This is a genomic window from Bradyrhizobium sp. Ken01 (assembly GCF_055807355.1).
Map to the genome: position 1 here is coordinate 20,819 of NZ_JBVVPC010000054.1, position 20,497 is coordinate 41,315.

Sequence of the window (20,497 nt, forward strand, 5' to 3'; positions counted from 1 at the left end):
TTTACGAGTCTGACTTCGGACGTTGTCCGAGGAAGAAGGACGAGGACTTCAGCGGCGTGAACGTCGGCCGCTTCAGGCCGGCGCCGAGCAGCGGCGCGGTGTCGAGAGGTGCCGTGATGGAGGCGGTGGTCCTGCCCTGCGGCGCATCGGGCGTGCAGGTGCCGGCGACGAAGCTCGGCTCCGGGCCAAGCGCCGTGCCGCGGCGGGCGTACTTGTCGTAGGCCAGCGGGAGGGTGTTGTTCAGGCCCTCATGGCCGAGGCCGCCCTTGGCGTCGATCGCCATCATCTCGCTCTGGCACATCTTGCCGGTCTCGACGCACATGTTGAGGATCAGGCGGTAGAGATCGGAATCGATAGTGCCGTAGCGCCGCACCGGCTCGTTCTGGCTGGGTTTTTCGAGCTGGAGATATTCGGCGCGGCCGAGCGAGCCGCCGCCGGACTTGGCGCTGGCGATCCAGGCGTCAAAGCCCTTGTCGTCGAGGCCCTGGAAGTTGAAGTGCATGCCGGAGAAGCCGGCGCCGCTGTAGTTCGCCGAAAAGCCCCGGTAGGTGCCGGCGTGGTTCACGACAGCGTGGAGCTTGGTCTCCATGCCCGGCATCGCGTAGATCTGGCCGGCCAGCGCGGGGATGTAGAACGAGTTCATCACCGAGGACGCGGTGATGCGGAAGTTGATGGGGCGATCGACCGGAGCCGCCAGATCGTTGACGGTGGCGATGCCGTAGTCCGGATAGATAAAGAGCCATTTCCAGTCGAGTGCGACGACGTCGACCTCGAGCGGGGCCTTGGACTGGTCCACGGCGCGGTCGGCATGGATGCGGCCGAGCGTGCGATAGGGGTCGAGCAGATGCGTGCCCATCCAGGTCAGCGCGCCCAGACAAACGATGATCAAGAGCGGCGCCGACCAGATCACCAGCTCGAGGCTGGTCGAGTGGTCCCATTCCGGCTCGTAACGGGCGTCGGTGTTGGACTGGCGGTAGCGCCAGGCGAACAGCACCGTCAGCGCCATCACGGGGACGACAATCAGGAGCATCAGGACGGTGGAGATGATGACGAGGTCGCGCTGTTGCGCTGCGATGTCGCCGGCCGGCGCCAGCACGACGTAGTTGCAGCCGCTGAGCGCAACCGCCAAGGGTAGCAGCGCCAGGATCTTGAAACGGGACACGGGCCGAGCCTTATGAGAATGAGTTTCTTTTGCGGGACCAAGGGGTAGCTGCGGCGCAGCAATCCGGACATTGGACAATTTGTCCAATGTTGCAGTGCGGGATGTTGCGCCAGACATGGTTAGATTGCCTGGCGCCTTGCCGGGCGGTCGGCTTTGGTTTTCAGGACGTTAAGGGCGCACGAATGGCGATGGCACAGACCCCCGCAATGGCAGACCACTCGGGCGAGCACGGCCACGACCAGGCCAGTCCCGGCGAGATCGCTATCGGTGTCATCATCGGCCGCACCTCGGAATTCTTCGACTTCTTCGTCTTCGCGATCGCCTCGGTGATCGTCTTCCCGCGCCTGGTGTTTCCGTTCACGAGCGAACTGACCGGCACCCTCTATTCCTTCATGATCTTCGCGCTGGCCTTCATGGCCCGGCCGATCGGCACCGTCATTTTCATGACGGTCGACCGCGAATACGGCAAGACGGCCAAACTGATCTCGGCGCTGTTCCTGCTCGGCACCGCCACGGTCGCGATCGCGTTCCTGCCCGGCTATCACGAGATCGGCGTTGCGGCGATCTGGCTGCTGGCGCTGGCGCGCATCGCGCAGGGTCTGGCCTGGGGCGGCGCCTGGGACGGCATGGCCTCGCTGCTGGCGCTGAACGCGCCGCCTTCGAAGCGCGGCTGGTATGCGATGGTGCCGCAGCTTGGCGCGCCGCTCGGTCTGATCGTGGCGAGCGGGCTGTTCGCCTATTTCGCCGGGAATCTTTCGGCCGACGACTTCTTCGATTGGGGCTGGCGCTATCCGTTCTTCGTCGCCTTTGCCATCAACGTCGTGGCGCTGTTCGCGCGCCTGCGCATGGTGACGACGGAAGAATATGCCTCGCTGTTCGAGACCCGCGAATTGCAGCCCTCGCGCATCTCCGAGACGGTGGCGCGCGAAGGCCAGAACATCATGCTCGGTGCGTTCGCGCCGCTGGCAAGCTTCGCGCTGTTCCACATGGTCACGGTGTTTCCGCTGTCCTGGGTATTCCTGTTCACCCGCGAAAGCCCGGTGCGCTTCCTGATCATCGAGATCGTCGCCGCCGTGTTCGGCCTCGGCGCGATCGTGCTCTCCGGCGTCATCGCCGACCGCGTCGGCCGCAAGTCGCTGCTGATGGGATCGGCGATCGCGATCGCGATCTACAGCGGCTTCGCCCCGCAGCTGCTCGATGCCGGCGCGTTCGGCGAGACCATCTACATGGTGATCGGCTTCATCCTGCTCGGTCTGTCGTTCGGCCAGTCGTCGGGCGCGATCGCCTCGAACTTCAAGCAGGCCTATCGCTACACGGCCTCGGCGCTGACCTCCGACATGGCCTGGCTGTTCGGCGCCGGCTTTGCACCGCTGGTCGCTTTGTTGCTTGCAACCAATCTCGGCGTCATTGCCTCGGGTGCGTACCTGCTGTCAGGCGCGTTCTGGACCTTGCTCGCGCTCTGGCTCAGCGGCCAGCGCGAGGCCGGCGATATGGACGCGGGCGGTTAGGGCTCACCCCAATGTCGTCCTGGCGAAAGCCACGACCCATTGCCCCGACGGATTATTGTTGCAGCCATGCTGAAGCAACCAGCGTGCCCATTCCGGTAATCTATGGTTATGGGTCCCGGATCTGCGCTTACGCTTGTCCGGGACGACGGCGGAATTTGCCGAGCTATCGCAGCCTCAATCCGCCACGACCTTCACGCGATCTCTTACCTTCACCTGCGCGTTGCGATCGAGCCCGTTGAGCACGCGAAAACGCTCGGCCGGGTGATCGACGCCGGCCATGCGGTGGGAGAGCGATTCCACGGTGTCGCCCGGCTGCACGGTGATGACCTTGATGCGCAGCGGCCGCGCGGCCTGGATCTCGTCGAGCGTCAGGCGACGGAATGAACCGACGGTCTCGCGCGCATTGCGCTCGCTCTCAGTCGACTTCTGCCGTGCCGCGAAGATGAAGCGGTAGACGTCGCTGCCGAAGCGCAGGGCGTAGACCTTGAACTGCCACTGGTCGCCCTTGGCAGTGGCGGACGCAGCCGGAAAACCGTTGATGGTGATGTCCTCGATGGACGCCTTCTCGACGCCCTCCATCCAGCCGGAATTCAGGTAATCGCCGAGCGACTGTTCGGCCGGCACCCGCACGACGTCGAAACGCATCGCCTGCGAGCCGCCGTCGCGCACGCCGATCACGGCCTGCGCGGTATTGTCGAGCGTAAAATTGTCCGGCGCCTGGAAGGTGAAGCCGAGCTTCGGATGCAGGAAGCGCCGGCCGCGGACAAAACCTTCGCTGGGGTCTTCGCCGTAGACGAGGTTGTCGATCGCGGCGAGATAAGTCTCGCGGTCGCGCTCGCCGCCCTCTGGCGCTGCATATTGCCGCGCGATGGTCTGCGCGTTCTGCACGCGCTCGGGCGTTGCCGGATGCGACGAGGTGAAATCCTGCGCGCGCGGATCGAGCGAGGTCTTTCCGACCTTCAGCTCGGCATTGCGCTCCATCGCCGAGAGAAAGCGTGCGGCACCATAAGGGTCGAAATGGGCCTTGGCGGAAATGCCGACGCCGACGCCGTCGGCCTCGAACTCCTGATTGCGCGAAAAGCTCGCCATGGTCAGCTTGGTCTTGGCGAGCGCGAGCGCGGTGAGATCGGGATCGTTGCTCATGTCGGTGACGACGCGGGTGACGATCGCGGCCTGACGGGCCTGGTCCTCACGCATCGCCGCGTGCTTGGACAGCACATGCGCCATCTCGTGGCTGAGCACGGAGGACAATTCCGACGTGTCGCTCGCCAGCGCAAGCAGACCGCGCGTGACGTAGAGCTGGCCGTTCGGCAGCGCGAAGGCGTTCACCGCGCCGGAATTGAGGATGGTGACCCTGTAACCCTGGTCGGGGCGGTCGGACGCCGCGACGAGCCGGTCGACGGTCTTGGTGACGAGCGATTCGAGCCTGGGGTCGTCATAGGTGCCGCCATAGCTCGCCAGGATGCGCTCGTGCTCCTTCTCGGTGGCGGGGGTCTGCGCGACGGCCGGCTTCGGCTTGGGCATCGCGACGGTCGGCGGGGCCGTCGCGGTCTGGAAGCGGCCCATATCGCCGCAGCCGGCAAGGGTTGACCCCAGCACGAGGCATAGCGCAGCCGGCGCTGCCCGCAGGCGGCGTTCACCTTGTCCGTGCCGTCCTAGCACCCCATTCACGTCGCTTAACCCGTGCCTGGCCCCTTTTAGGGCCTTACCCCTGTCGGCTCGTTTGCGCCCAGCAACTCGATTTGTCCCACGAGGCGTACATCGATACGCGGCCCCGTATTCCCCTCAGCCCAGCCCCGAACACGAATACGCTTATTTTCCAGAGACTTAAGAGCGATCCCGGCGCCTTCGAACGCGGGTACCATGCGCTTTGAAATAGTCACGGCGAAGCCGCGTGTCCAGTTTCGTCCGAAGTTGAGGTAGGTCATTGCCCCAGCTTGCCGGACCGACAGGACTTTGCCTTCGACCACCACAAAACGCCCGATCCCCGCCAAAATATCGTCCGGACTTTCCGCGTTTTTTATGGCCGACGGGTCAGCCCAGCTGCCCTTTTTTTGGCGCCTCGCCTCGGCCTCCGACGCCATCAGGGCGGCCGCGCAGTCCTTATCGGCGATCTCGGCGGAGACGATGGCGTCGCCCTGGGCGAGGAGAAGCGCCTGCACGGAGATGTCGCTCTCACCAACAAAGACCAGCGCGCCCTGGCGACCATAGCGATCGGGCGTGTCGTCGGCGCTCCGCAGGATCACGTCGCGTCCGACGAGCATCGCGGTCAGTGCCTGCTTCGTCGTCGCGGTCGGCTCGATGCCGGTCAGGCGGATTTCCCGGCCGTCATCGAGCCGCAGACTGCGCGCATCAATCGCGGCGACGCGGCCTTCGCCTTGGGACTCGAATTGGCACGGGCTCGCGAATGCGCTCTGAGCCGCGACGAGAAGGATTGCGATCAGGCGAAGCCGTTGCGTCACGTTGCCCGGTGAGGTTGCGTTGCATGCCAGTCTTAACTCAAGCGTGGCGTGGCGCGAAGAGCCTTCCTCACACTCCGTCATTGCTAGCGCAGCGAAGCAACGACGTGGAAGCAGCTGTCCACACTTCGCCATTCCGCTTTGCGGAAAACATGCGCGCTAATCCCGTCCTCGTGGCGCAGCTTCGCTTGCTGCGCTCTTGTGCATGCGGCATGATTGCGGCAACAGCTTTAACCAAGAGCAATAACCAAGCCGCCATCAGAGTACGGCGCGATAAGGGAGGTCTTTTCCATGAAGCATGTTTTGTCCGGCATTTTTGCTGCTGCGTTGGCGCTGAGTGCAAGCGCCGTGCAGGCCCAGGACAAGCCGCCTCTGAAGATCGGCGGCATCCTCGACATGTCGAGCCTGTATGCCGACATCACCGGCCCCGGCAGCGAAACCGCGGCCAAGATGGCCGTGGAGGACTTTGGCGGCGAGGTACTCGGCCGCAAGATTCAAGTGCTGGCTGCCGACCATCAGAACAAGGCCGATCTCTCTGCCAACATCGCCCGCGACATGCTCGACAATCAGGGCGTCGAGATGATCTACGACGTCGCGGCCTCCGCGACCGCGCTCGCCGCTGGCGAGATCGCGAAAGCGCGCAACAAGATCATCATGTTCAACGGCCCGGGCTCGATCCGCCTCACCAACGAGGCCTGCGGTCCCTACACCATTCACTACGTGTTCGACACCTACGGCCAGGCCAATGTGACCGGCCTTGCGGCCGTGAAGTCGGGCCTCGACACCTGGTTCTTTCTCACCGCCGACTACGCCTTCGGCCAGGATCTGGAGAAGGACACCAGCGCGGTCGTGACCAAGACCGGCGGCAAGGTGCTCGGCAGCGTGCGACATCCACTCAACACGTCGGATTTCTCGTCGTTCCTGCTCCAGGCCCAAGCCTCGAAAGCAAAGGTGATCGGGCTCGCGAATGCCGGCGGCGACACCGTCAACGCCATCAAGCAAGCGGCCGAGTTCGGCATCACCAAGGGCGGCCAGAAGGTCTCGCCGCTGCTCGCCTTCGTGACCGACATCGACTCCATCGGGCTCGAGACCGCGCAGGGCCTGTTGCTTGCGGAAGCTTTCTACTGGGATCTCAACGACGACACCCGCGCGTTCTCGAAGCGCTTCCAGGAGCGCATGAAGCGGCCGCCGACCTCGGCGCAGGCGGGCGTCTATTCGTCCGTGACGCACTACCTGAAAGCGGTGAAGGCGGCCGGCACGACCGACGCCGCGACGGTGATGAAAGTGATGAAGGAGACGCCGATCAACGACTTCTTCGCCAAGAACGGCAAGATCCGCGAGGACGGCCGCATGTTGCACGACATGTACCTGTTCGAGGTCAAGAAGCCGTCGGAATCCAAGGGCCGCTGGGATGACTACAAGCTGCTCGCCACCGTGCCCGGCAGCGAAGCGTTCCAGTCGCTGGAGCAGTCGCGCTGTCCGCTGGTGAAGAAATGACGGCGTGACGAAGTCGCGCCGTCATCCCGGGGCGCGAAGCGAACCCGGGATCTCGAGGTTCCGGGTTCGCGCTTCGCGAGCCCCGGAACGACGGAGATACAAAACAACAAGGGAGACTCCCCATGAGTAACGACATGGTCCTGCAGAAGCTCGAAGGCGGGCTGCTCACCATCACGATGAACCGGCCCGAGCGTAAGAACGCGCTCAACCCGGACATGGTCGCCGGGCTGGTCGTGGCGGCGCGGCGCGCGGCTGATGATCCGGAGGTGCGCGCGGTCTTGTTCAAGGGCGCGGGTGGCAGCTTCTGCGTCGGCGGCGACGTCAAGTCGATGGCCGAGGGCCGGGCGCTGCTGCCGTTCGAGGTGAAGATGGCGAACCTGCGCCGCGGCATGGAAGTGTCGCGCATCCTGCACCAGATGCCAAAACCCGTTGTGGCGCAGCTCGACGGCGCTGCCGCCGGCGCGGGTCTGTCGATGGCGCTGTCATGCGACCTTCGCGTCGCCTCCGAATCCTGCAAGATCACGACCGCCTTCGCCAAGGTCGGCTTCTCCGGCGATTACGGCGGCACCTATTTTCTCACCCAGCTGCTCGGCAGCGCGCGGGCGCGCGAGCTCTATCTGACCTCGCCGGTGCTTTCCGCAAAGGAAGCTCATGCGATCGGCATGGTGACGAAGGTCGTCCCCGACGCCGAGATCGACGCGGCCGCGCACGAACTCGCGCTGTCGCTGGCGCAGGGCCCGTCGATCGCGCTCGGCTTCATCAAGCGCAACATCAACAATGCCGAGCATCTTGCGCTGGAAGATTGCTTCGACGGCGAGGCGATCCACCACACCCGCTGCAGCGACACCGAGGATCACAAGGAGGCGGCAAAGGCGTTCGTCGAGAAGCGCAAGCCGGCCTTCAAGGGCGCATGACGATGGCGCCCTATATGCGGTTGCGGCAGATCTGCCTGGTCGCGCCGCAGCTCGCGCCCGTGATCACTGACATCGCTGATATCATGGGCCTCGCTGTCTGCTACAACGACGGCAACGTCGCGAAATACGGCCTGGAGAACGCGCTGCTGCCGGTCGACACGATCCTGCTGGAGGTGGTCGCGCCGTTCAAGGACGGCACCACGGCCGGTCGCTTCATCGAGAAGGGCGGCGGGCGCGGCGGCTACATGGCGATCTTCTGCTGCAACGATCCCGACGAGCGCGGTCGTAACGCCAATGCTCTTGGTGTGCGCACCGCCAACGTCATCGACCACGCGCCCTATCACGGCGTGCAGCTCCATCCCCGCGACTGCCGCGCCGCCTTCATCGAGTTCAACCACACCGAAGGCAGCGACGACATTTTGGGGCCGTATCCACCGGCCGGCCCCGACTGGCAAAAATTCATCCGCAAGGACGTGACACAGGCGTTGACGAGCGTGGAGATGCAGAGCCCGGATCCGCAAGGGCTGGCCGAGCATTGGGGCAAGCTCATCGGCATTGCGCCGAGTGGCGATGCCGAATTGAAGCTGCCCAATGCGACTTTCCGGTTTGTCAAAGGCGCCAGCGAAATCATGAGCGCACTGGAGTTTCAGGTTGCGGATGCGGCGCGCGTGCTGCATGCCGCCAGGGCGAAGGGACAGGCCGTTGCAGGCAACGAATTTTTGCTGGGCGGAGTGACGTTCCGCCTGAGTTGATTGTCTGATAGTGATCCGTCACCCTGAGGTGCTGGCCTCTTCGGCGAGCCTCGAAGGGCGACGGCCACCAGCGGGGCCGTTCATCCTTCGAGGCTCCCGATGGGGCGCTCAGCGGCCCATCGCTCGCACCTCAGGATGAGGGGGTGGGAGAGCGCGGTGGGCCAAGAACAAGAAAAGGTATCACTTCGTGCCGCATCCGCTCGACAGCTTCTTTGCACCGGCCAGCATCGCGCTGATCGGCGCCTCGCGCGATCACGAGAAGATTCCGGGCCGGCTGCTGTCGATGCTGCGCAAGAACGAATATTCCGGAAAAATCTATCCGGTGAACCCGAACTACGCCGAGATCGATGGCCTCATCTGCTACAAATCGATCACCGACATCGGCGCGCCGATCGATCTCGCAATCATCCTCATCCCCGCCCGCGCAGTGCTTGCCGCGCTCGAGCAATGCGCCGCCGCCGGCGTGAAGAACGCCGTCATCATCTCGTCCGGCTTTGCCGAGGAGGGTGGGGAGAGCGCGGCGATGCAGGACGCGATCGCGGCGCTGGCGAGGCGCACCGGCATGCGGATTTCCGGTCCGAACGCCGAGGGTTTTTTCAGCCAGATGCAGCGCGTGGCGGCGACGTTCAGTCCCGCCGTGGACGTCAAGCCGGGCGTGGTGCCGCTGGTCGCCACGACGAGGCGGATCGGCATCGTCGCCCAGAGCGGCGGCATCGGCTTTGCCTATTATCACCGCGCCAGCGCGCTTGGCATTGCCGTGAGCTATGTCGTCAGTGCCGGCAACGAATCAGATCTCGGGGCCGGCGAGTTCCTGGATTACCTGGTGCAGGACGCTTCCACCGACGTGATCCTGCTGTTCATCGAAGGCATCCGCGACGTCGACAAGTTTCTCGCGGCAGCGCGGGGAGCCGCCGAGCTGAAGAAGCCCGTCATCGTGACGAAAGTCGGCCGCTCCGGCGCCGGGATGCGGGCGGCCGCCTCGCACACCGCGAGCATGGCCGGATGGTCGGCGGCCTACGACGCGGTGTTCGCCAAGTATGGCTTCATCGTCTCCAACGATCTCGACGAGGCACTGACGATCGCAGCGGTGCTTGCGAGCAATCCGTTGCCGAAAGGCGATCGTGTCGCCGTGGTCACCGTCTCCGGCGGCGCCGGCATCTGGGGCGCCGATGCCGTGGCGCTGCAAGGCTTGCAGGTGCCGGAGCTCTCCGAGAAAATCCAGGCGGAGATCAAGGCGCTGATGCCGTCCTACGGCGCGGCGCGCAACCCGATCGACGTCACCGCCCAGGGCGTGACCTCGGGCGGCTTGCAGAAGAGCGTCGATGTCCTCACCGCATCCGACGAGATCGACACGATCCTGGTCGTGCTGTCGCTGTCGAGCGAAGCCCGCAAGCCGTTCAAGGAAGCCGAGTTGACGCCGGTGCTGGCCGCGCAGCGCAAGCCGGTGGTGTTCTATTCCTACACGGTGCCGTCCGATTTCGCGCGGCGCGAGCTCGCCAAATCCGGAGTCGTGGTGCTCTCGGGCCTCACCCATGTCGGCGTCGCGATGCGGCAACTCGTCGATTATGCCCGTTTCGAGCTGCCGAAGCCGACGGACGAAGCGCGACCGCCGGCGCGCGATCTCTCCGTCCATCTGACCTCACCAGTTCTGTCCGAGACAGACAGCAAAGCATTGCTCCGCGCCGCCGGCATCGCGCTGCCGGACGAGGTGCTGGTGAAGGACAAGGGCGAGCTCGACGACGCCGTCGCCCGCGTCGGCTTTCCGCTGGTGCTGAAGATCCAGTCGCCGGACATCGCGCACAAGAGCGAGGTGGGCGGCGTGCGCGTCAACATCACCACAAAGGGCGAAGTGTTTGTGGCGTTCGAGGCGCTGCTCAACAACGCGCGCAAGCATCGGCCCGGGGCGGCCATTCAGGGCGTGCTGGTCAGCCCGATGGCGAAGCGGGGGGTCGAGATCATCATCGGCACGATGACGGACAAGACCTTCGGACCGATGGTGATGGTGGGACTCGGCGGCATCACCACGGAGCTGTTCCGCGACGTCGTCTACCGCCCGGCGCCGGTCAGCGCGGACGAAGCCGGCGCGATGCTGGCGCGCTTGAAAGCCGCGCCGTTGTTGACAGGATTTCGAGGGGCGGCGATGGCGGATGTTGCGGCGGTGTCGCAGTTGATCGCGGATATCTCGGTGCTTGCGTCACAGCATGCGGCGGAGATCGCGGAGATCGAGCTCAACCCGGTGCTGGTGCAGGCCGAAGGCCAGGGCGTGACCATCGTGGATGCGCTGGTGGTGGGGAGGAGATAGCTCACCACAAACGCCGCTGTCGTCCTGGACAAGCGAGCGGAGCGAGCGCTGATCCAGGACCCATTACCACAGGGAGTTGTTTGGCGAAGACTCGTGGTTACCAGCTTCGCGCCACAACTTCTCCCTGGGGTAATGGGTCCTGGCTTTCGCCAGGACGACGATGGAGCATGTGGCAAGGCGGCGGCGAAGCGACGCGTAGAGCGGTGGCTACCGCCCCCTGAAATTCGCCACGCGCCGTTCTTCCGTGGCCTTCACGCCTTCCTTGAAGTCTTCCGTCGCGCGCAGCCTGGTCTGCTCCTCGAGCTCGTGATTGGTGGCCGCCATCACGCGGTCGGCGAGCCCAGCGCGCATCGTCGCGCGGGTGGAGACGAGGCCGAGCGGGGAGCATTCGGCGATTTCACCGGCGAGCTTCAGTGCGGCCGCCTTGACCTGGTCCTGCGGTACCAGTTCGTTGGCGAGGCCCCATTTGAAGGCCTCTTCGCCGGTGACGCGGCGGCTGGTGTAGAACATCAGCTCGGCGTTGTTCTTGCCGATCAGCTCGGGCAGCGTCACGGTCAGGCCGAAACCGGGATGGAAGCCGAGCTTGGTAAAGTTCGCGGAGAAGCGCGCTTCGGGGCAGGTGACCCGGAAGTCCGCCGATACCGCGAGGCCCAATCCGCCACCGATGGCGGCGCCCTGCACGGCCGCGACGATCGGCTTCTTGGCGCGGAAGATGCGCACGGCCTGGATGTAGAGGTGGTTGATTGCCCCGAGGCTGTCGGCCGGATCGCCCTTGGCCGTCTTATCTGCTTCGCGCACCTCTTGCGCCTGCCGTGCCGGGTCCTGGAAATTGGCGCCGGCGCAAAACGCCTTGCCCTGCGCCGACAGCACCGAGGCGCGAATCTCGATGTCGCGATCGAACTCGTCGAGCGCGTCCGCGATCTGGTTGATCAGCGAAATGTCGAAGAAGTTGAGCGGCGGGCGGCGGATTTCGATGGTGCCGACGTGACCAACTTTCTCGACGCCGATATCTTTGTAAGTGCTCATGATGTCCTCGAATAATTAGCGCAAACCAAGCCCGCGGGCGATGATGCCGCGCAGCACCTCAGTGGTGCCGCCCTGGATGGTGAGTTTCGGCGCGGTTTTGATGGCGAAATCGAGCTGCCGCTCCAGCGTCTCGCGGTTGGTCGCGGTCTCCTCGACGAAGGCGGCGAGATCGCGCACGCGGTGCGGAAGCTGCTGCTCCCACACCGTGCCGATGTCCTTTACGATAGAGGCTTCGACGACCGGCTCCTTGCCGGCCTGCAGCATGCCCGCGACCGAGACCGACATGCGACGCATGGTGTGGAGCTGCGCCACCAGCCGGCCGATCCCTTCGGCGCTGCGCGTGTCCGGATTGGGACCAACGGCGCGAACCAGCTCGGTCAGCACGTAATAGGTCTCCAGGAAGCGCTCGGGGCCCGAACGCTCATAAGCGAGCTCGCTGGTCGCCTGCTTCCAGGCGCCGTCGACTTCGCCGAGCACATGATCGTCGGGCACGTAGAAATCGGTGAAGACGACCTCGTTGAACTCGTACTGGCCGGTGATCTGGCCGATCGGGTTCACCTGGATGCCCGGCTGCTTCATCTTGACCAGGAACTGGGTCAGGCCGTGACGCCGGTTTTCCTTGGTCGGCTGCGAGGTCCGGAAGATCGCGATCATGTAGTCGGCGATGTGCGCCGACGAGGTCCAGATCTTGGTGCCGTTGATGAGATAGCCGCCGTCGGTCTTGGTCGCGCGCGTCTTCGCGGCGAACAGGTCCGAGCCGGAGTTCGGCTCGCTCATGCCAATCGCGAAGCAGATCTCGCCGCGGCAGATGCGCGGCAGGATGTCCATCTTGATGTGCTCAGGCGCGTATTTGATCAGCACCGGCCCGCTCTGGCGGTCGGCGACGAAGAACCGCCGCGTCGGCGCGTTGGCGACGCGCATCTCCTCCGTCACCACGTAACGTTCGAGGAACGAGCGTTCCTGGCCGCCATATTTCTTCGGCCATGTCATCCCGAGCCAACCCTTGGCGCCGACCCGGCGGGAAAATTCCGGCGCGTCGGTGTGTTCGCGGTTGGGCTTGTGCGGATCGAAGGTGCCGGCGGCGATCTCTTCTGCGAGGAACGCGCGCACTTCCTTGCGCAATTGCTCGCATTTTTCGGGCAGGCGGATCGGATCGAAACGGAGGGCAGCAGTCATTGTTGTCTCGTCCCTGATCAGCGCGAAGCCACGAGCGGCCACAATTCGTCGGCGCCGCGGTTGGCAATGAGTTTGCCGAGCTCGACGGCCCAGTGGCTTTCTGAACCGAAATCGTCGCGCCAGGCCAATGCCCGCAGCGAATAGCGGTGCAGGATGTGCTCCAGTGTGAAGCCGATCGCGCCATGGACCTGATGCGCAATGGCGCCGCCCTTTTCCGCGGCTTCCGCGCAGCGGATTTTTGCCGAGGCGGCTTCGAGATAGACCGCGTCGTCGAACGACTTTGCATTGGCGATGGCGTCCGCGGCCGAGGTCGCCGCGGCAAGCGCAGCAGCCGACTCGCCGGCGAGGCGCGCGAGGTTGTGCTGCACCGCCTGGAATTTGGAGATCTTCTTCTCGAAGGCGACGCGCTCGTTGGAATAGTGCACGGAGATGTCGAGCATCGATTCCAGCGCGCCCGCGATCTGAAGGCTGCGCGCGACGCCGCCCATCAGCATCATTGTGGTCTGGTCAAAGCCGCTCGGGGCGGGCTTGATGGTGACGGGCTGGACCTTGTCGAGCGTGACGGTGTCGCTGTGGTCGTAGCCGACATTGAGTCCGGTCTCGATCCGACCCTTGCTCGCGTCGACCAGCGCGATTGAGGCGCCGTCCTTGCCGTGGGCCAGCACTGCGAAGTGCTTTGCCGCCTTTGCAAAGGGCACGCCGCGGGCGCGGCCAGAGAGCGCACCATCGGCATCGAGGGTGATACGATCCTTCGGCGACGCCGGCAGCACCGTCATCTCTCCCTCGGGGGATGCGATCTTCGCCTGCGCCAGCAGCCAGCCTGCCACCATGGTCTCGGCCAGGGGAACCGCGACCGCGAAACGGCCGGCGGCGTTCAGCAGCGCAAAGCCGTCGGCAAGGCTCGCGCCGGAGCCGCCGAGATCGTCCGGCACCCAGGCCAACGGGAGGCCGGCTTCGCTCAGCGCCTGCCACAGCGGCGCCTGCCATGAATCCTTTTTGTCATTGTTGACGGTCTGCGGATCGGCGAGATCGGCGAAGATTTTCTCCGCGGTCTCGACGACGATATTGTCACTCTCCGCCACAGCGTTCCCCGTGTTTTGCCATTGGCGCTTCCCGCCCCGTGGGCGAACGCGCAGGTTCTTCTTGCGCCCGATGATCCGAAAAAGCCATGGCCCTGACAAGCGCTGATCGCAGGTCAACCTGCAGCGCGGGCATGGACGCAAGGGACTATAGAAGGCTAATTCCGCTTAGCGGAAGTTTGCTCGATTTGCAGGGCGCGGCAAACTCGCTAAACAGAACGTCGACATTCAATCAAGGGGAAGGAAATCCGGATGGCAAAGGACAGTTTGTGCGCGATCGTGACGGGGTCCGCCTCCGGCCTGGGTGCCGCGACCGCGGAAATTCTCGCACGGAGCGGGGCGCGGCTCGTCATCAACTATTCCTCGAGCCAGGGGGAAGCCGAGGCGACCGCGGAGCTTTGCCGCAAGGCGGGCTCACCGGAAGTTCTGGTCGCGCAGGGCGACGTCTCGAAGGATGACGATTGCCGCAAGATCGTCGCCGCGGCCAGCGGCTGGGGCCGGCTCGACATGCTCGTCAACAATGCCGGCACCACCAAGCATGTCGCCCATGCCGATCTCGATGGATTGTCGGCGGAAGATTTCCAGCGCCTGTACGGCGTCAACACCATCGGCCCGTTCCAGATGGTGCGCGCAGCGCGCAGCCTGCTCGAGGCCGGCGCCAAGGCCTCGGGGCGACCGTCCGCCGTGGTCAACATCTCCTCGGTGGCCGGCATCAGCGGCGTCGGATCGTCGATTGCGTATGCGGCAAGCAAGGGCGCGCTCAACACCATGACGCTGTCGCTGTCGCGGGCGCTGGCGCCGCTGATCCGCGTCAACACGGTATGCCCGGGCTATATCGACACACCCTGGTTCACCAAGGGCCGTGGCGAGGCGGGCGCCAAGCAGGTGCGCGACAGCGTCGTGGCCAAGGTGCCGCTGAAGGTCGCATCATCAGCGGAAGACATCGCGCAGCTTGTCTGCTTCCTGGCGATGCCGGCCTCCAGCAACATGACCGGCGAGGTCGTGCGCATGGATGCGGGGATGCATTTGGTGACGTGAGGGCGCGCGGCTAGCGCGGCAAACGCAATCGTCGTCCCGGCCTTCGCCGGGACGACGCCGAATTGTGGATAGGCCGCGCCATCGATCGTAGGCTATCCCTTGATCACGCCGCTCGCTACCAGCCGGTGCCAGATGAACAGCACCACCACGGCGCCGATCGTGGCCATGATGAATCCTGCGCCCTGGTCGGGACTGTAGTGCCCGATGGCCTGGCCGATGAAGGTCGCGAGAAACGCGCCGGCGATGCCGAGGATGGTGGTGAGGATGAAGCCGCTCGGATTATTCGGTCCCGGCGCCAGCCAACGCGCGATGAGGCCGGCGACAAAGCCGACGACGATGATCCACAACAAGCCGCCCATGCTCATGACAGTGCTTCCTCGCTTTGACTAAATTAAAATCAGACTCTGCCCGCGATCTCTTGCTCGGTCGGTAGCCGTCCGTCCGGCGTCAGATGATCGACCACCTGCGGCAGATATTGGCTGAGGCCGGAGAGCAGCTCGTCACGCGACAGGCCGCTCTGGGCCGACAGGCTCTCGATCTGGTCGGCGCCGAGCGCATTGGCGAGATCGCCCGGTGCGATCGCCTTGTTCTCGCCCTTGCCGACCCAGGTATTGGCGGCGTCGCCATGGCCGCTCTGCTGGAGCTGGTTGAGGAGATCGCCGAGACCGCCGCTGAGCACGCTGCCGGCCGCGCCGCCCGCGAGCAGGCCGCCAAGGCCACCCTTCAACAGATCACCGAGGCCGCCGCCAGCGCCCGCATTCACCGACGGGGGGAGATGCGTCGGCGTCGGTGCCGGAGACGGCTGCGGCGCGCTGCCGCTCTGATTGCCGCTCAAATGCTTGAATGCCTTCCAGGCGAGCAGGCCAAGGAGCGCCATGGTCATGGGCGACATGCCACCGCTGGATGAGGATTGTGAACTCGGCGTGCTTGGCCCGCGCGGGCCGTTCTGCATGCCGTTGAGGACGTCGAGCAAACCCATGGCGTTCTCCTTTGGCGCTTTCTTGCCGGTAACAAGCCCCGTTCGAAAACATATGAGGCTGTCATGACGGTTACAAGGCGATTGCGCCGTAACTGCGGGAATGGGCAGCAGCCGCAGCCTCTGCTATCGAGAGCAGATCGTTAAGGGGGCAGCCAAGGTGGTTACGGATCGACCGATCGTGGTGGCCGGCGCGGGCGCCATCGGATGTTTCGTCGGCGGCACCCTGGCGGCTGCCGGCCGCCGCGTCGCGTTCCTGGTGCGGCCGCGGGTGAAGACCGAGATCGAGCGGTTCGGCCTGCTTCTGACCGATTTCGACGGCTCCGAGACGAAGCTCGACCCGGGCCGCCTCGCGCTGTCGGAAGATCCCGCGATCTTCCACAGCGCCGGCATCGTGCTGGTCACGGTGAAGAGCGCCGACACGGCAGGTGTCGCCGACCAGATCGCGCTGCATGCGCCGCAGGACGCCGTCATCGTGTCGCTGCAAAACGGCGTCGGCAATGTCGCGGTGCTGCGCGAGCGCCTCGGCGACCGCCGCGTGCTCGCCGGCATGGTGCCTTTCAACGTGGTCGGGATGGGCGAGGGCCGCTTCCACCGCTCGACCTCCGGCGACATTCATGTTGGCCAAGATGATGCGAACACGGCCGCAGCGCTGTCGGTGCCGGGGCTCGCCATGCGCGCAAGCCGCGACATCACCGGCGTACAATGGGGCAAGCTGATCATCAATTTGAACAACGCGCTCAGCGCCTTGTCCGATATGCCGCTCGCGGCGCAATTGGCGAACCGTGACTGGCGAAAACTCTTCGCCGATCAGATGGCGGAGGGACTGGCTGCGATGAGGGTCGCCGGCATCACCCCGGTCTCGACGACGCCGATCCCGTCGTCCTGGACGCCGACCTTGCTGAGACTGCCTGATCCGATTTTCAACCTGATCCTGGGACGGACCATGAAGATCGATCCCGAGGCGCGTTCCTCGATGTGGCAGGATCTGAAGCACGGCCGCAAGACCGAGATCGACTATCTCCAGGGCGCGATCATCGCGCTCGCCGAGCAGAACAGTGTCGACGTGCCGCTGTCGCGCCGCATTGTTGCGCTGATCAAGGAGGCTGAAGCCGCGGGCAAGGGCTCGCCGCGGCTGACACCGCAGCAGATTCGCGGGTAACGCATGAGTGCACGCTGCGCGACGGGAGGAGCAATGATGAAGCTTCGTCTGACGATCGGATTCGCGCTGGCCGTGCTCTGCGCCGCGTCCTCGGTCGCGGAGGCCCGGCCGCCGACGGTCATGAACTCTCCCGGCTACGACAGGCGATTGCAGGAGAGCAGGTCGCAATTGGGCAGTTCACCGACGACAACGGCACCGGTGAATGCGCCGGTTGCAACTCCCAAGCGCAGCAAGAAGAAGCACACGAACTGAGGCCGCATCCTCAGCCGTCGTCCTGGCGAAAGCCAGGACCCATACCGCGGAATCTATCGATAGTGAACGGTCGGAGTACCGAACTACGAGTCTGCCGCCCAACTGCTTCCTGGGGTAATGGGTCCTGGCTTTCGCCAGGACGACGGCTGAGCTTGTGGGCGCAGCTCAGCCCTTCTTCGCGGGCTTGCTCGGCGTCGGGCTGAACAGCTTCTTGATGTCGTTCAATCCATCCGACAGCCGCGGCCATTCGCAGGAGAACGAGCCCTTGGTGCAGGGTGCGCCCTTCGGCCGCGGCCGCGCGTCGCCGATGGCGGCCTGCTGGACCTTGGGCCGCTCGACCGGCACCGGCACGCGCTCAACCTCGGTTCGCAACGCGACCCGCTGGAGCTGCTGCACCTGTTGTTCCTGCTGCTCGCGCTGCTGGCGCGCGGTGGCTTGAGCGGCTTCATTGCTGCGGCGCTGATTGGCGAGATAGGCAGTGTAGGATTCGTCGATCTTCTTCTGCTCCTCCGGCGTCGGATTGGGGCCGGCGATGTCGAAGGTGCGGTCCTGGAGGAAATCGTAATAGGAATAGCCGCCGCCCGCCTTGCGCCGGCCGGCGAATTTGGCGTTGCAGTCTGCAAGCGCAGCCGTCTTCTCGGATTTGGTCGTGGCTTTCTCGGCGGCGTCGGCGCAGGTCTCGAAGTCAACAGGCGCGCGCTTCCACCATTGTGCCTGGGCATGCGACGGCGCCAGCAGAAAAAATCCTGCTGCGGCAACCACAAGCGCCGCACGACGCGATGCAACTACGTCCGACATTCTACGAGAGCATTCCTTGCAAAACTCAACCCGAACTGAGTCGGGCTGATTTTTGCCCCTTTATGGCCGGCTTGTCACCCATGGAACCCGGGAATTTCATGGCTGCGATGCTGACATTTTTTGCTTGACGTGGCGCAGGAGTCACAGCGTCACTTCATCCTGCGGTCGCCTCATTGGCGACGCCAAGAAAACGAAGTGGAAACGCCTGATGCTGCTGCCCCTGTCCGATGTGCCGCGCTGGTACGCCGAGCGCAAACCGCAAGGCACGATCGCCGTCCGTCACGGGCAGGACACGCTGACATGGGACGCGCTCGAACGCGGCGCCAACCGGCGCGCGCGCGCGTTTATGGCCAAGGGCGTCAAGCCCGGCGACTTCGTCGCGATCGGTTTGCCCAATGGCAATGCGTTCTTCGAGACCTCGTTTGCGGTGTGGAAATGCGGAGCGACGCCGACCTCGCTGTCATGGCGGCTGCCACGCGGCGAAGCGGCGGCGGTGCTCAACATCCTGAAGCCGGCGCTGGTGGTCGGCGGTGAAGCCGACTGGAACGCGCCGAACCGTCTGCCCGCGGATTTCGTGCCGGAAGGCTTTTCGGACGATCCGCTCACCGCACCGGTGGCGCGCTATTGGAAAGCCATGACCAGCGGCGGATCGACCGGCCGCCCGAAGGTGATCCTCGATCACCAGCCGGCGGTGATCGACACGGTCGCCGCGCCGCCGCTCAATATTCCCTTTGGGGTCTCGCTGCTCAATCCCGGCCCGCTCTATCACAATGCGCCGTTCATCGTGTCGCACTACGCGCTGTTCACCGGCGGCCAGCTCACCGGCCTCGTCAAGTTCGACGCCAAGGAGGCGCTGCGCCAAATCGCGCGCGAACGCGTGCAATGGGTCAATTTCGTGCCGACCATGATGCACCGGATCTGGGCGCTGCCGGAGCACGTGCGCAACGCCTATGATGTGTCGAGCCTGCAGACCGTCTTCCACATGGCCGCTCCGATGCCACCCTGGCTGAAGGAGAACTGGATCGCCTGGCTTGGGCCTGAGCGGATCTGGGAGCTCTATGGCGGGACCGAGCGACAGGGCTCCTGCATCATCTCCGGCACGGAATGGCTGACGCACAAGGGCTCGGTCGGCAAGATTGGCGAAATGGCGCGCTTGCGCATCATCGGCGAGGACGGCAACGACGTTGCGCCGGGCGAGAGCGGTGAGATCTATTTCCTCAACAATGACGGCAAGGATGCCACCTATCACTATCTCGGTGCCGAGCCGAAGCGCCGCGCGGACGGCTGGGAATCGCTCGGCGATATCGGCAGGCTGGATGCGGAAGGCTATCTGTATCTCGGTGACCGCCTCGCCGACATGGTGCTGCGCGGCGGCGCCAACATCTATCCCGCCGAGGTCGAAGCTGCCGTCTCCGAGTGCCCCGGCGTGCGTTCTTGCGTGGTGGTGGGATTGCCAGATCCGGAATTGGGGCAGCGCGTGCACGCTATCATCGAGCCGGAGGGCGATGCGGACGGTCAGGCGATCGCCGACGGCATGGCGGATTTTTTGAGGGACCGGCTCAGCCGCTACAAGCACCCCGAGAGCTTCGAGATCGTCACCGCCCCGCCGCGCGACGATTCCGGAAAAGTTCGCCGCACCCTGTTGCGCGACGAGCGCGCGGCGTGGATGAAGGAGGGGCGCGCCTTCCGGATTTGGCCGGCGAAGGCGCGGGCGCACGCCGATTAAGAGAATTCACGGGAAGGACTGAGATTATGACCATCACCATCGCCGCGAACGCTGTGCCGAAGCCGCCGGCCGAGATCATCGAGGGTTTTCGCGGCGCGCCGACCTCGGTCATTTCGGACAATCTCGGCCGGCTGCCGGGCGCAGTGGGGCTAAAACCCTATCATCGCGGCGCCAAGCTGGTGGGCACAGCCTTCACGGTCCGCACCCGTCCCGGCGACAATCTCGCCATCCACCGCGCGCTCGAGCTGGTGGGCCCCGGCGACGTCATCGTGGTCGATGGCGGCGGCGATGAGACCCGCGCGCTGGTCGGCGAGATCATGAAGAACATCGCGCAATGGCGCAAAGCCGAAGGCTATGTCATCGACGGCGCGATCCGCGACGTCGCGGCGTTCGCAGCCGATGACTTTCCCTGCTACGCCCGCGCCGTGATCCACCGCGGCCCTTACAAGAACGGGCCCGGCGAGATCAATGTGCCTGTTTCGATCGGCGGCAGCGTGATCTCGCCCGGCGACATCGTCGTCGGTGACGAGGACGGCGTTGTGTCGTTTGCCGCCGCAGGTGCTGCGGCGCTGCTGGACGCCGTGCGCGCGCAGGTCGCGCGCGAAGAGGAGACGCTGAAGGCGATCCGCGAGGGCCGTTATCAGGGCTCGTATGGGAAATCCTGATCAGC

The 20,497-nt window shown here is 64.9% G+C and carries 19 protein-coding genes; 10 read left to right on the forward strand and 9 right to left on the reverse strand.

Features of this window, described 5'->3' with window-relative positions; translation table 11 throughout:
* Window position 1 precedes the first annotated feature (1 nt).
* Entirely contained in the window at window positions 2-1,162 is a 1,161-nt protein-coding gene (cyoA, locus tag AC0L3S_RS33710) for a ubiquinol oxidase subunit II (protein WP_473284046.1), read from the reverse strand.
* 182 nt (window positions 1,163-1,344) lie between these two features.
* On the opposite strand from cyoA, the gene AC0L3S_RS33715 reads away from it, so the two are divergent.
* On the forward strand, window positions 1,345-2,670 hold the full coding sequence (locus AC0L3S_RS33715) for an MFS transporter (RefSeq protein ID WP_473266003.1): 1,326 nt from the start codon (window positions 1,345-1,347) through the stop codon (window positions 2,668-2,670).
* 174 nt (window positions 2,671-2,844) lie between these two features.
* Here AC0L3S_RS33715 and AC0L3S_RS33720 read toward each other — a convergent pair whose 3' ends face one another.
* Both AC0L3S_RS33720 and AC0L3S_RS33725 read right to left on the reverse strand, forming a co-directional pair.
* Window positions 2,845-4,236, reverse strand: a complete 1,392-nt coding sequence (locus tag AC0L3S_RS33720) for a M48 family metalloprotease (protein WP_473284076.1) — start codon at window positions 4,234-4,236, stop codon at window positions 2,845-2,847.
* Between the two features lie 131 nt (window positions 4,237-4,367).
* The gene (locus AC0L3S_RS33725; protein WP_473284048.1) at window positions 4,368-5,213 is read right to left on the reverse strand and encodes a thermonuclease family protein; all 846 of its coding nucleotides are present in this window, start codon (window positions 5,211-5,213) and stop codon (window positions 4,368-4,370) included.
* 207 nt (window positions 5,214-5,420) lie between these two features.
* On the opposite strand from AC0L3S_RS33725, the gene AC0L3S_RS33730 reads away from it, so the two are divergent.
* The 4 genes from AC0L3S_RS33730 to AC0L3S_RS33745 all read left to right on the forward strand — a co-directional run bounded on the left by AC0L3S_RS33730 (window position 5,421) and on the right by AC0L3S_RS33745 (window position 10,594).
* Window positions 5,421-6,626, forward strand: coding sequence for an ABC transporter substrate-binding protein (locus AC0L3S_RS33730; protein WP_473266005.1), 1,206 nt, complete (start codon window positions 5,421-5,423; stop codon window positions 6,624-6,626).
* 122 nt (window positions 6,627-6,748) lie between these two features.
* Window positions 6,749-7,540, forward strand: a complete 792-nt coding sequence (locus AC0L3S_RS33735; protein ID WP_473266007.1) for an enoyl-CoA hydratase — start codon at window positions 6,749-6,751, stop codon at window positions 7,538-7,540.
* Window positions 7,541-7,542: 2 nt separating this feature from the next.
* Complete coding sequence (locus tag AC0L3S_RS33740) at window positions 7,543-8,292, forward strand: VOC family protein (RefSeq protein WP_473284050.1); 750 nt, start codon at window positions 7,543-7,545, stop codon at window positions 8,290-8,292.
* A 187-nt stretch (window positions 8,293-8,479) separates the two neighbouring features.
* Window positions 8,480-10,594, forward strand: a complete 2,115-nt coding sequence (locus AC0L3S_RS33745; RefSeq protein ID WP_473284052.1) for an acetate--CoA ligase family protein — start codon at window positions 8,480-8,482, stop codon at window positions 10,592-10,594.
* A 207-nt stretch (window positions 10,595-10,801) separates the two neighbouring features.
* Here AC0L3S_RS33745 and AC0L3S_RS33750 read toward each other — a convergent pair whose 3' ends face one another.
* The 3 genes from AC0L3S_RS33750 to AC0L3S_RS33760 are packed head-to-tail and all read right to left on the reverse strand — an operon-like array spanning window position 10,802 to window position 13,878.
* Window positions 10,802-11,620: an enoyl-CoA hydratase/isomerase family protein gene (locus AC0L3S_RS33750; protein ID WP_473284054.1), complete on the reverse strand. Its 819-nt coding sequence runs from the start codon at window positions 11,618-11,620 to the stop codon at window positions 10,802-10,804.
* Between the two features lie 15 nt (window positions 11,621-11,635).
* Entirely contained in the window at window positions 11,636-12,796 is a 1,161-nt protein-coding gene (locus AC0L3S_RS33755) for an acyl-CoA dehydrogenase family protein (protein ID WP_473284056.1), read from the reverse strand.
* A gap of 17 nt (window positions 12,797-12,813) precedes the next feature.
* Window positions 12,814-13,878: an acyl-CoA dehydrogenase family protein gene (locus AC0L3S_RS33760; protein WP_473284058.1), complete on the reverse strand. Its 1,065-nt coding sequence runs from the start codon at window positions 13,876-13,878 to the stop codon at window positions 12,814-12,816.
* Between the two features lie 249 nt (window positions 13,879-14,127).
* On the opposite strand from AC0L3S_RS33760, the gene AC0L3S_RS33765 reads away from it, so the two are divergent.
* Window positions 14,128-14,913 carry an SDR family NAD(P)-dependent oxidoreductase gene (locus AC0L3S_RS33765; protein WP_473284060.1) on the forward strand — a complete coding sequence of 262 codons (786 nt, stop codon included), beginning with the start codon at window positions 14,128-14,130 and terminating at the stop codon, window positions 14,911-14,913.
* Between the two features lie 92 nt (window positions 14,914-15,005).
* Here AC0L3S_RS33765 and AC0L3S_RS33770 read toward each other — a convergent pair whose 3' ends face one another.
* Both AC0L3S_RS33770 and AC0L3S_RS33775 read right to left on the reverse strand, forming a co-directional pair.
* Window positions 15,006-15,278, reverse strand: a complete 273-nt coding sequence (locus AC0L3S_RS33770) for a GlsB/YeaQ/YmgE family stress response membrane protein (protein WP_196236584.1) — start codon at window positions 15,276-15,278, stop codon at window positions 15,006-15,008.
* 32 nt (window positions 15,279-15,310) lie between these two features.
* Entirely contained in the window at window positions 15,311-15,892 is a 582-nt protein-coding gene (locus AC0L3S_RS33775; protein WP_473266025.1) for a YidB family protein, read from the reverse strand.
* Between the two features lie 157 nt (window positions 15,893-16,049).
* On the opposite strand from AC0L3S_RS33775, the gene AC0L3S_RS33780 reads away from it, so the two are divergent.
* Both AC0L3S_RS33780 and AC0L3S_RS33785 read left to right on the forward strand, forming a co-directional pair.
* Window positions 16,050-17,051 carry a 2-dehydropantoate 2-reductase gene (locus AC0L3S_RS33780; RefSeq protein WP_473284062.1) on the forward strand — a complete coding sequence of 334 codons (1,002 nt, stop codon included), beginning with the start codon at window positions 16,050-16,052 and terminating at the stop codon, window positions 17,049-17,051.
* Window positions 17,052-17,087: 36 nt separating this feature from the next.
* Complete coding sequence (locus AC0L3S_RS33785; protein ID WP_473284078.1) at window positions 17,088-17,303, forward strand: hypothetical protein; 216 nt, start codon at window positions 17,088-17,090, stop codon at window positions 17,301-17,303.
* 165 nt (window positions 17,304-17,468) lie between these two features.
* Here AC0L3S_RS33785 and AC0L3S_RS33790 read toward each other — a convergent pair whose 3' ends face one another.
* Entirely contained in the window at window positions 17,469-18,101 is a 633-nt protein-coding gene (locus AC0L3S_RS33790; protein ID WP_473284064.1) for a hypothetical protein, read from the reverse strand.
* Between the two features lie 208 nt (window positions 18,102-18,309).
* On the opposite strand from AC0L3S_RS33790, the gene AC0L3S_RS33795 reads away from it, so the two are divergent.
* Entirely contained in the window at window positions 18,310-19,827 is a 1,518-nt protein-coding gene (locus tag AC0L3S_RS33795; RefSeq protein WP_473284066.1) for an AMP-binding protein, read from the forward strand.
* A 26-nt stretch (window positions 19,828-19,853) separates the two neighbouring features.
* On the forward strand, window positions 19,854-20,492 hold the full coding sequence (locus tag AC0L3S_RS33800) for an RraA family protein (protein WP_007604635.1): 639 nt from the start codon (window positions 19,854-19,856) through the stop codon (window positions 20,490-20,492).
* Window positions 20,493-20,497 lie beyond the last annotated feature (5 nt).

What these genes read in the sequence shown, in the direction of transcription:
- AC0L3S_RS33785 (WP_473284078.1), top strand. Translation starts at nt 17,088, where the DNA reads ATGAAGCTTCGTCTGACGATCGGATTCGCGCTGGCCGTGCTCTGCGCC.
- AC0L3S_RS33750 (WP_473284054.1), bottom strand. Translation starts at nt 11,620, where the DNA reads ATGAGCACTTACAAAGATATCGGCGTCGAGAAAGTTGGTCACGTCGGC.
- AC0L3S_RS33715 (WP_473266003.1), top strand. Translation starts at nt 1,345, where the DNA reads ATGGCGATGGCACAGACCCCCGCAATGGCAGACCACTCGGGCGAGCAC.
- AC0L3S_RS33720 (WP_473284076.1), bottom strand. Translation starts at nt 4,236, where the DNA reads ATGGGCCGCTTCCAGACCGCGACGGCCCCGCCGACCGTCGCGATGCCC.
- AC0L3S_RS33790 (WP_473284064.1), bottom strand. Translation starts at nt 18,101, where the DNA reads ATGTCGGACGTAGTTGCATCGCGTCGTGCGGCGCTTGTGGTTGCCGCA.
- AC0L3S_RS33725 (WP_473284048.1), bottom strand. Translation starts at nt 5,213, where the DNA reads ATGACGGAGTGTGAGGAAGGCTCTTCGCGCCACGCCACGCTTGAGTTA.
- AC0L3S_RS33735 (WP_473266007.1), top strand. Translation starts at nt 6,749, where the DNA reads ATGAGTAACGACATGGTCCTGCAGAAGCTCGAAGGCGGGCTGCTCACC.
- AC0L3S_RS33765 (WP_473284060.1), top strand. Translation starts at nt 14,128, where the DNA reads ATGGCAAAGGACAGTTTGTGCGCGATCGTGACGGGGTCCGCCTCCGGC.
- AC0L3S_RS33755 (WP_473284056.1), bottom strand. Translation starts at nt 12,796, where the DNA reads ATGACTGCTGCCCTCCGTTTCGATCCGATCCGCCTGCCCGAAAAATGC.
- AC0L3S_RS33775 (WP_473266025.1), bottom strand. Translation starts at nt 15,892, where the DNA reads ATGGGTTTGCTCGACGTCCTCAACGGCATGCAGAACGGCCCGCGCGGG.
- AC0L3S_RS33795 (WP_473284066.1), top strand. Translation starts at nt 18,310, where the DNA reads ATGCTGCTGCCCCTGTCCGATGTGCCGCGCTGGTACGCCGAGCGCAAA.
- AC0L3S_RS33730 (WP_473266005.1), top strand. Translation starts at nt 5,421, where the DNA reads ATGAAGCATGTTTTGTCCGGCATTTTTGCTGCTGCGTTGGCGCTGAGT.
- AC0L3S_RS33800 (WP_007604635.1), top strand. Translation starts at nt 19,854, where the DNA reads ATGACCATCACCATCGCCGCGAACGCTGTGCCGAAGCCGCCGGCCGAG.
- AC0L3S_RS33740 (WP_473284050.1), top strand. Translation starts at nt 7,543, where the DNA reads ATGGCGCCCTATATGCGGTTGCGGCAGATCTGCCTGGTCGCGCCGCAG.
- AC0L3S_RS33770 (WP_196236584.1), bottom strand. Translation starts at nt 15,278, where the DNA reads ATGAGCATGGGCGGCTTGTTGTGGATCATCGTCGTCGGCTTTGTCGCC.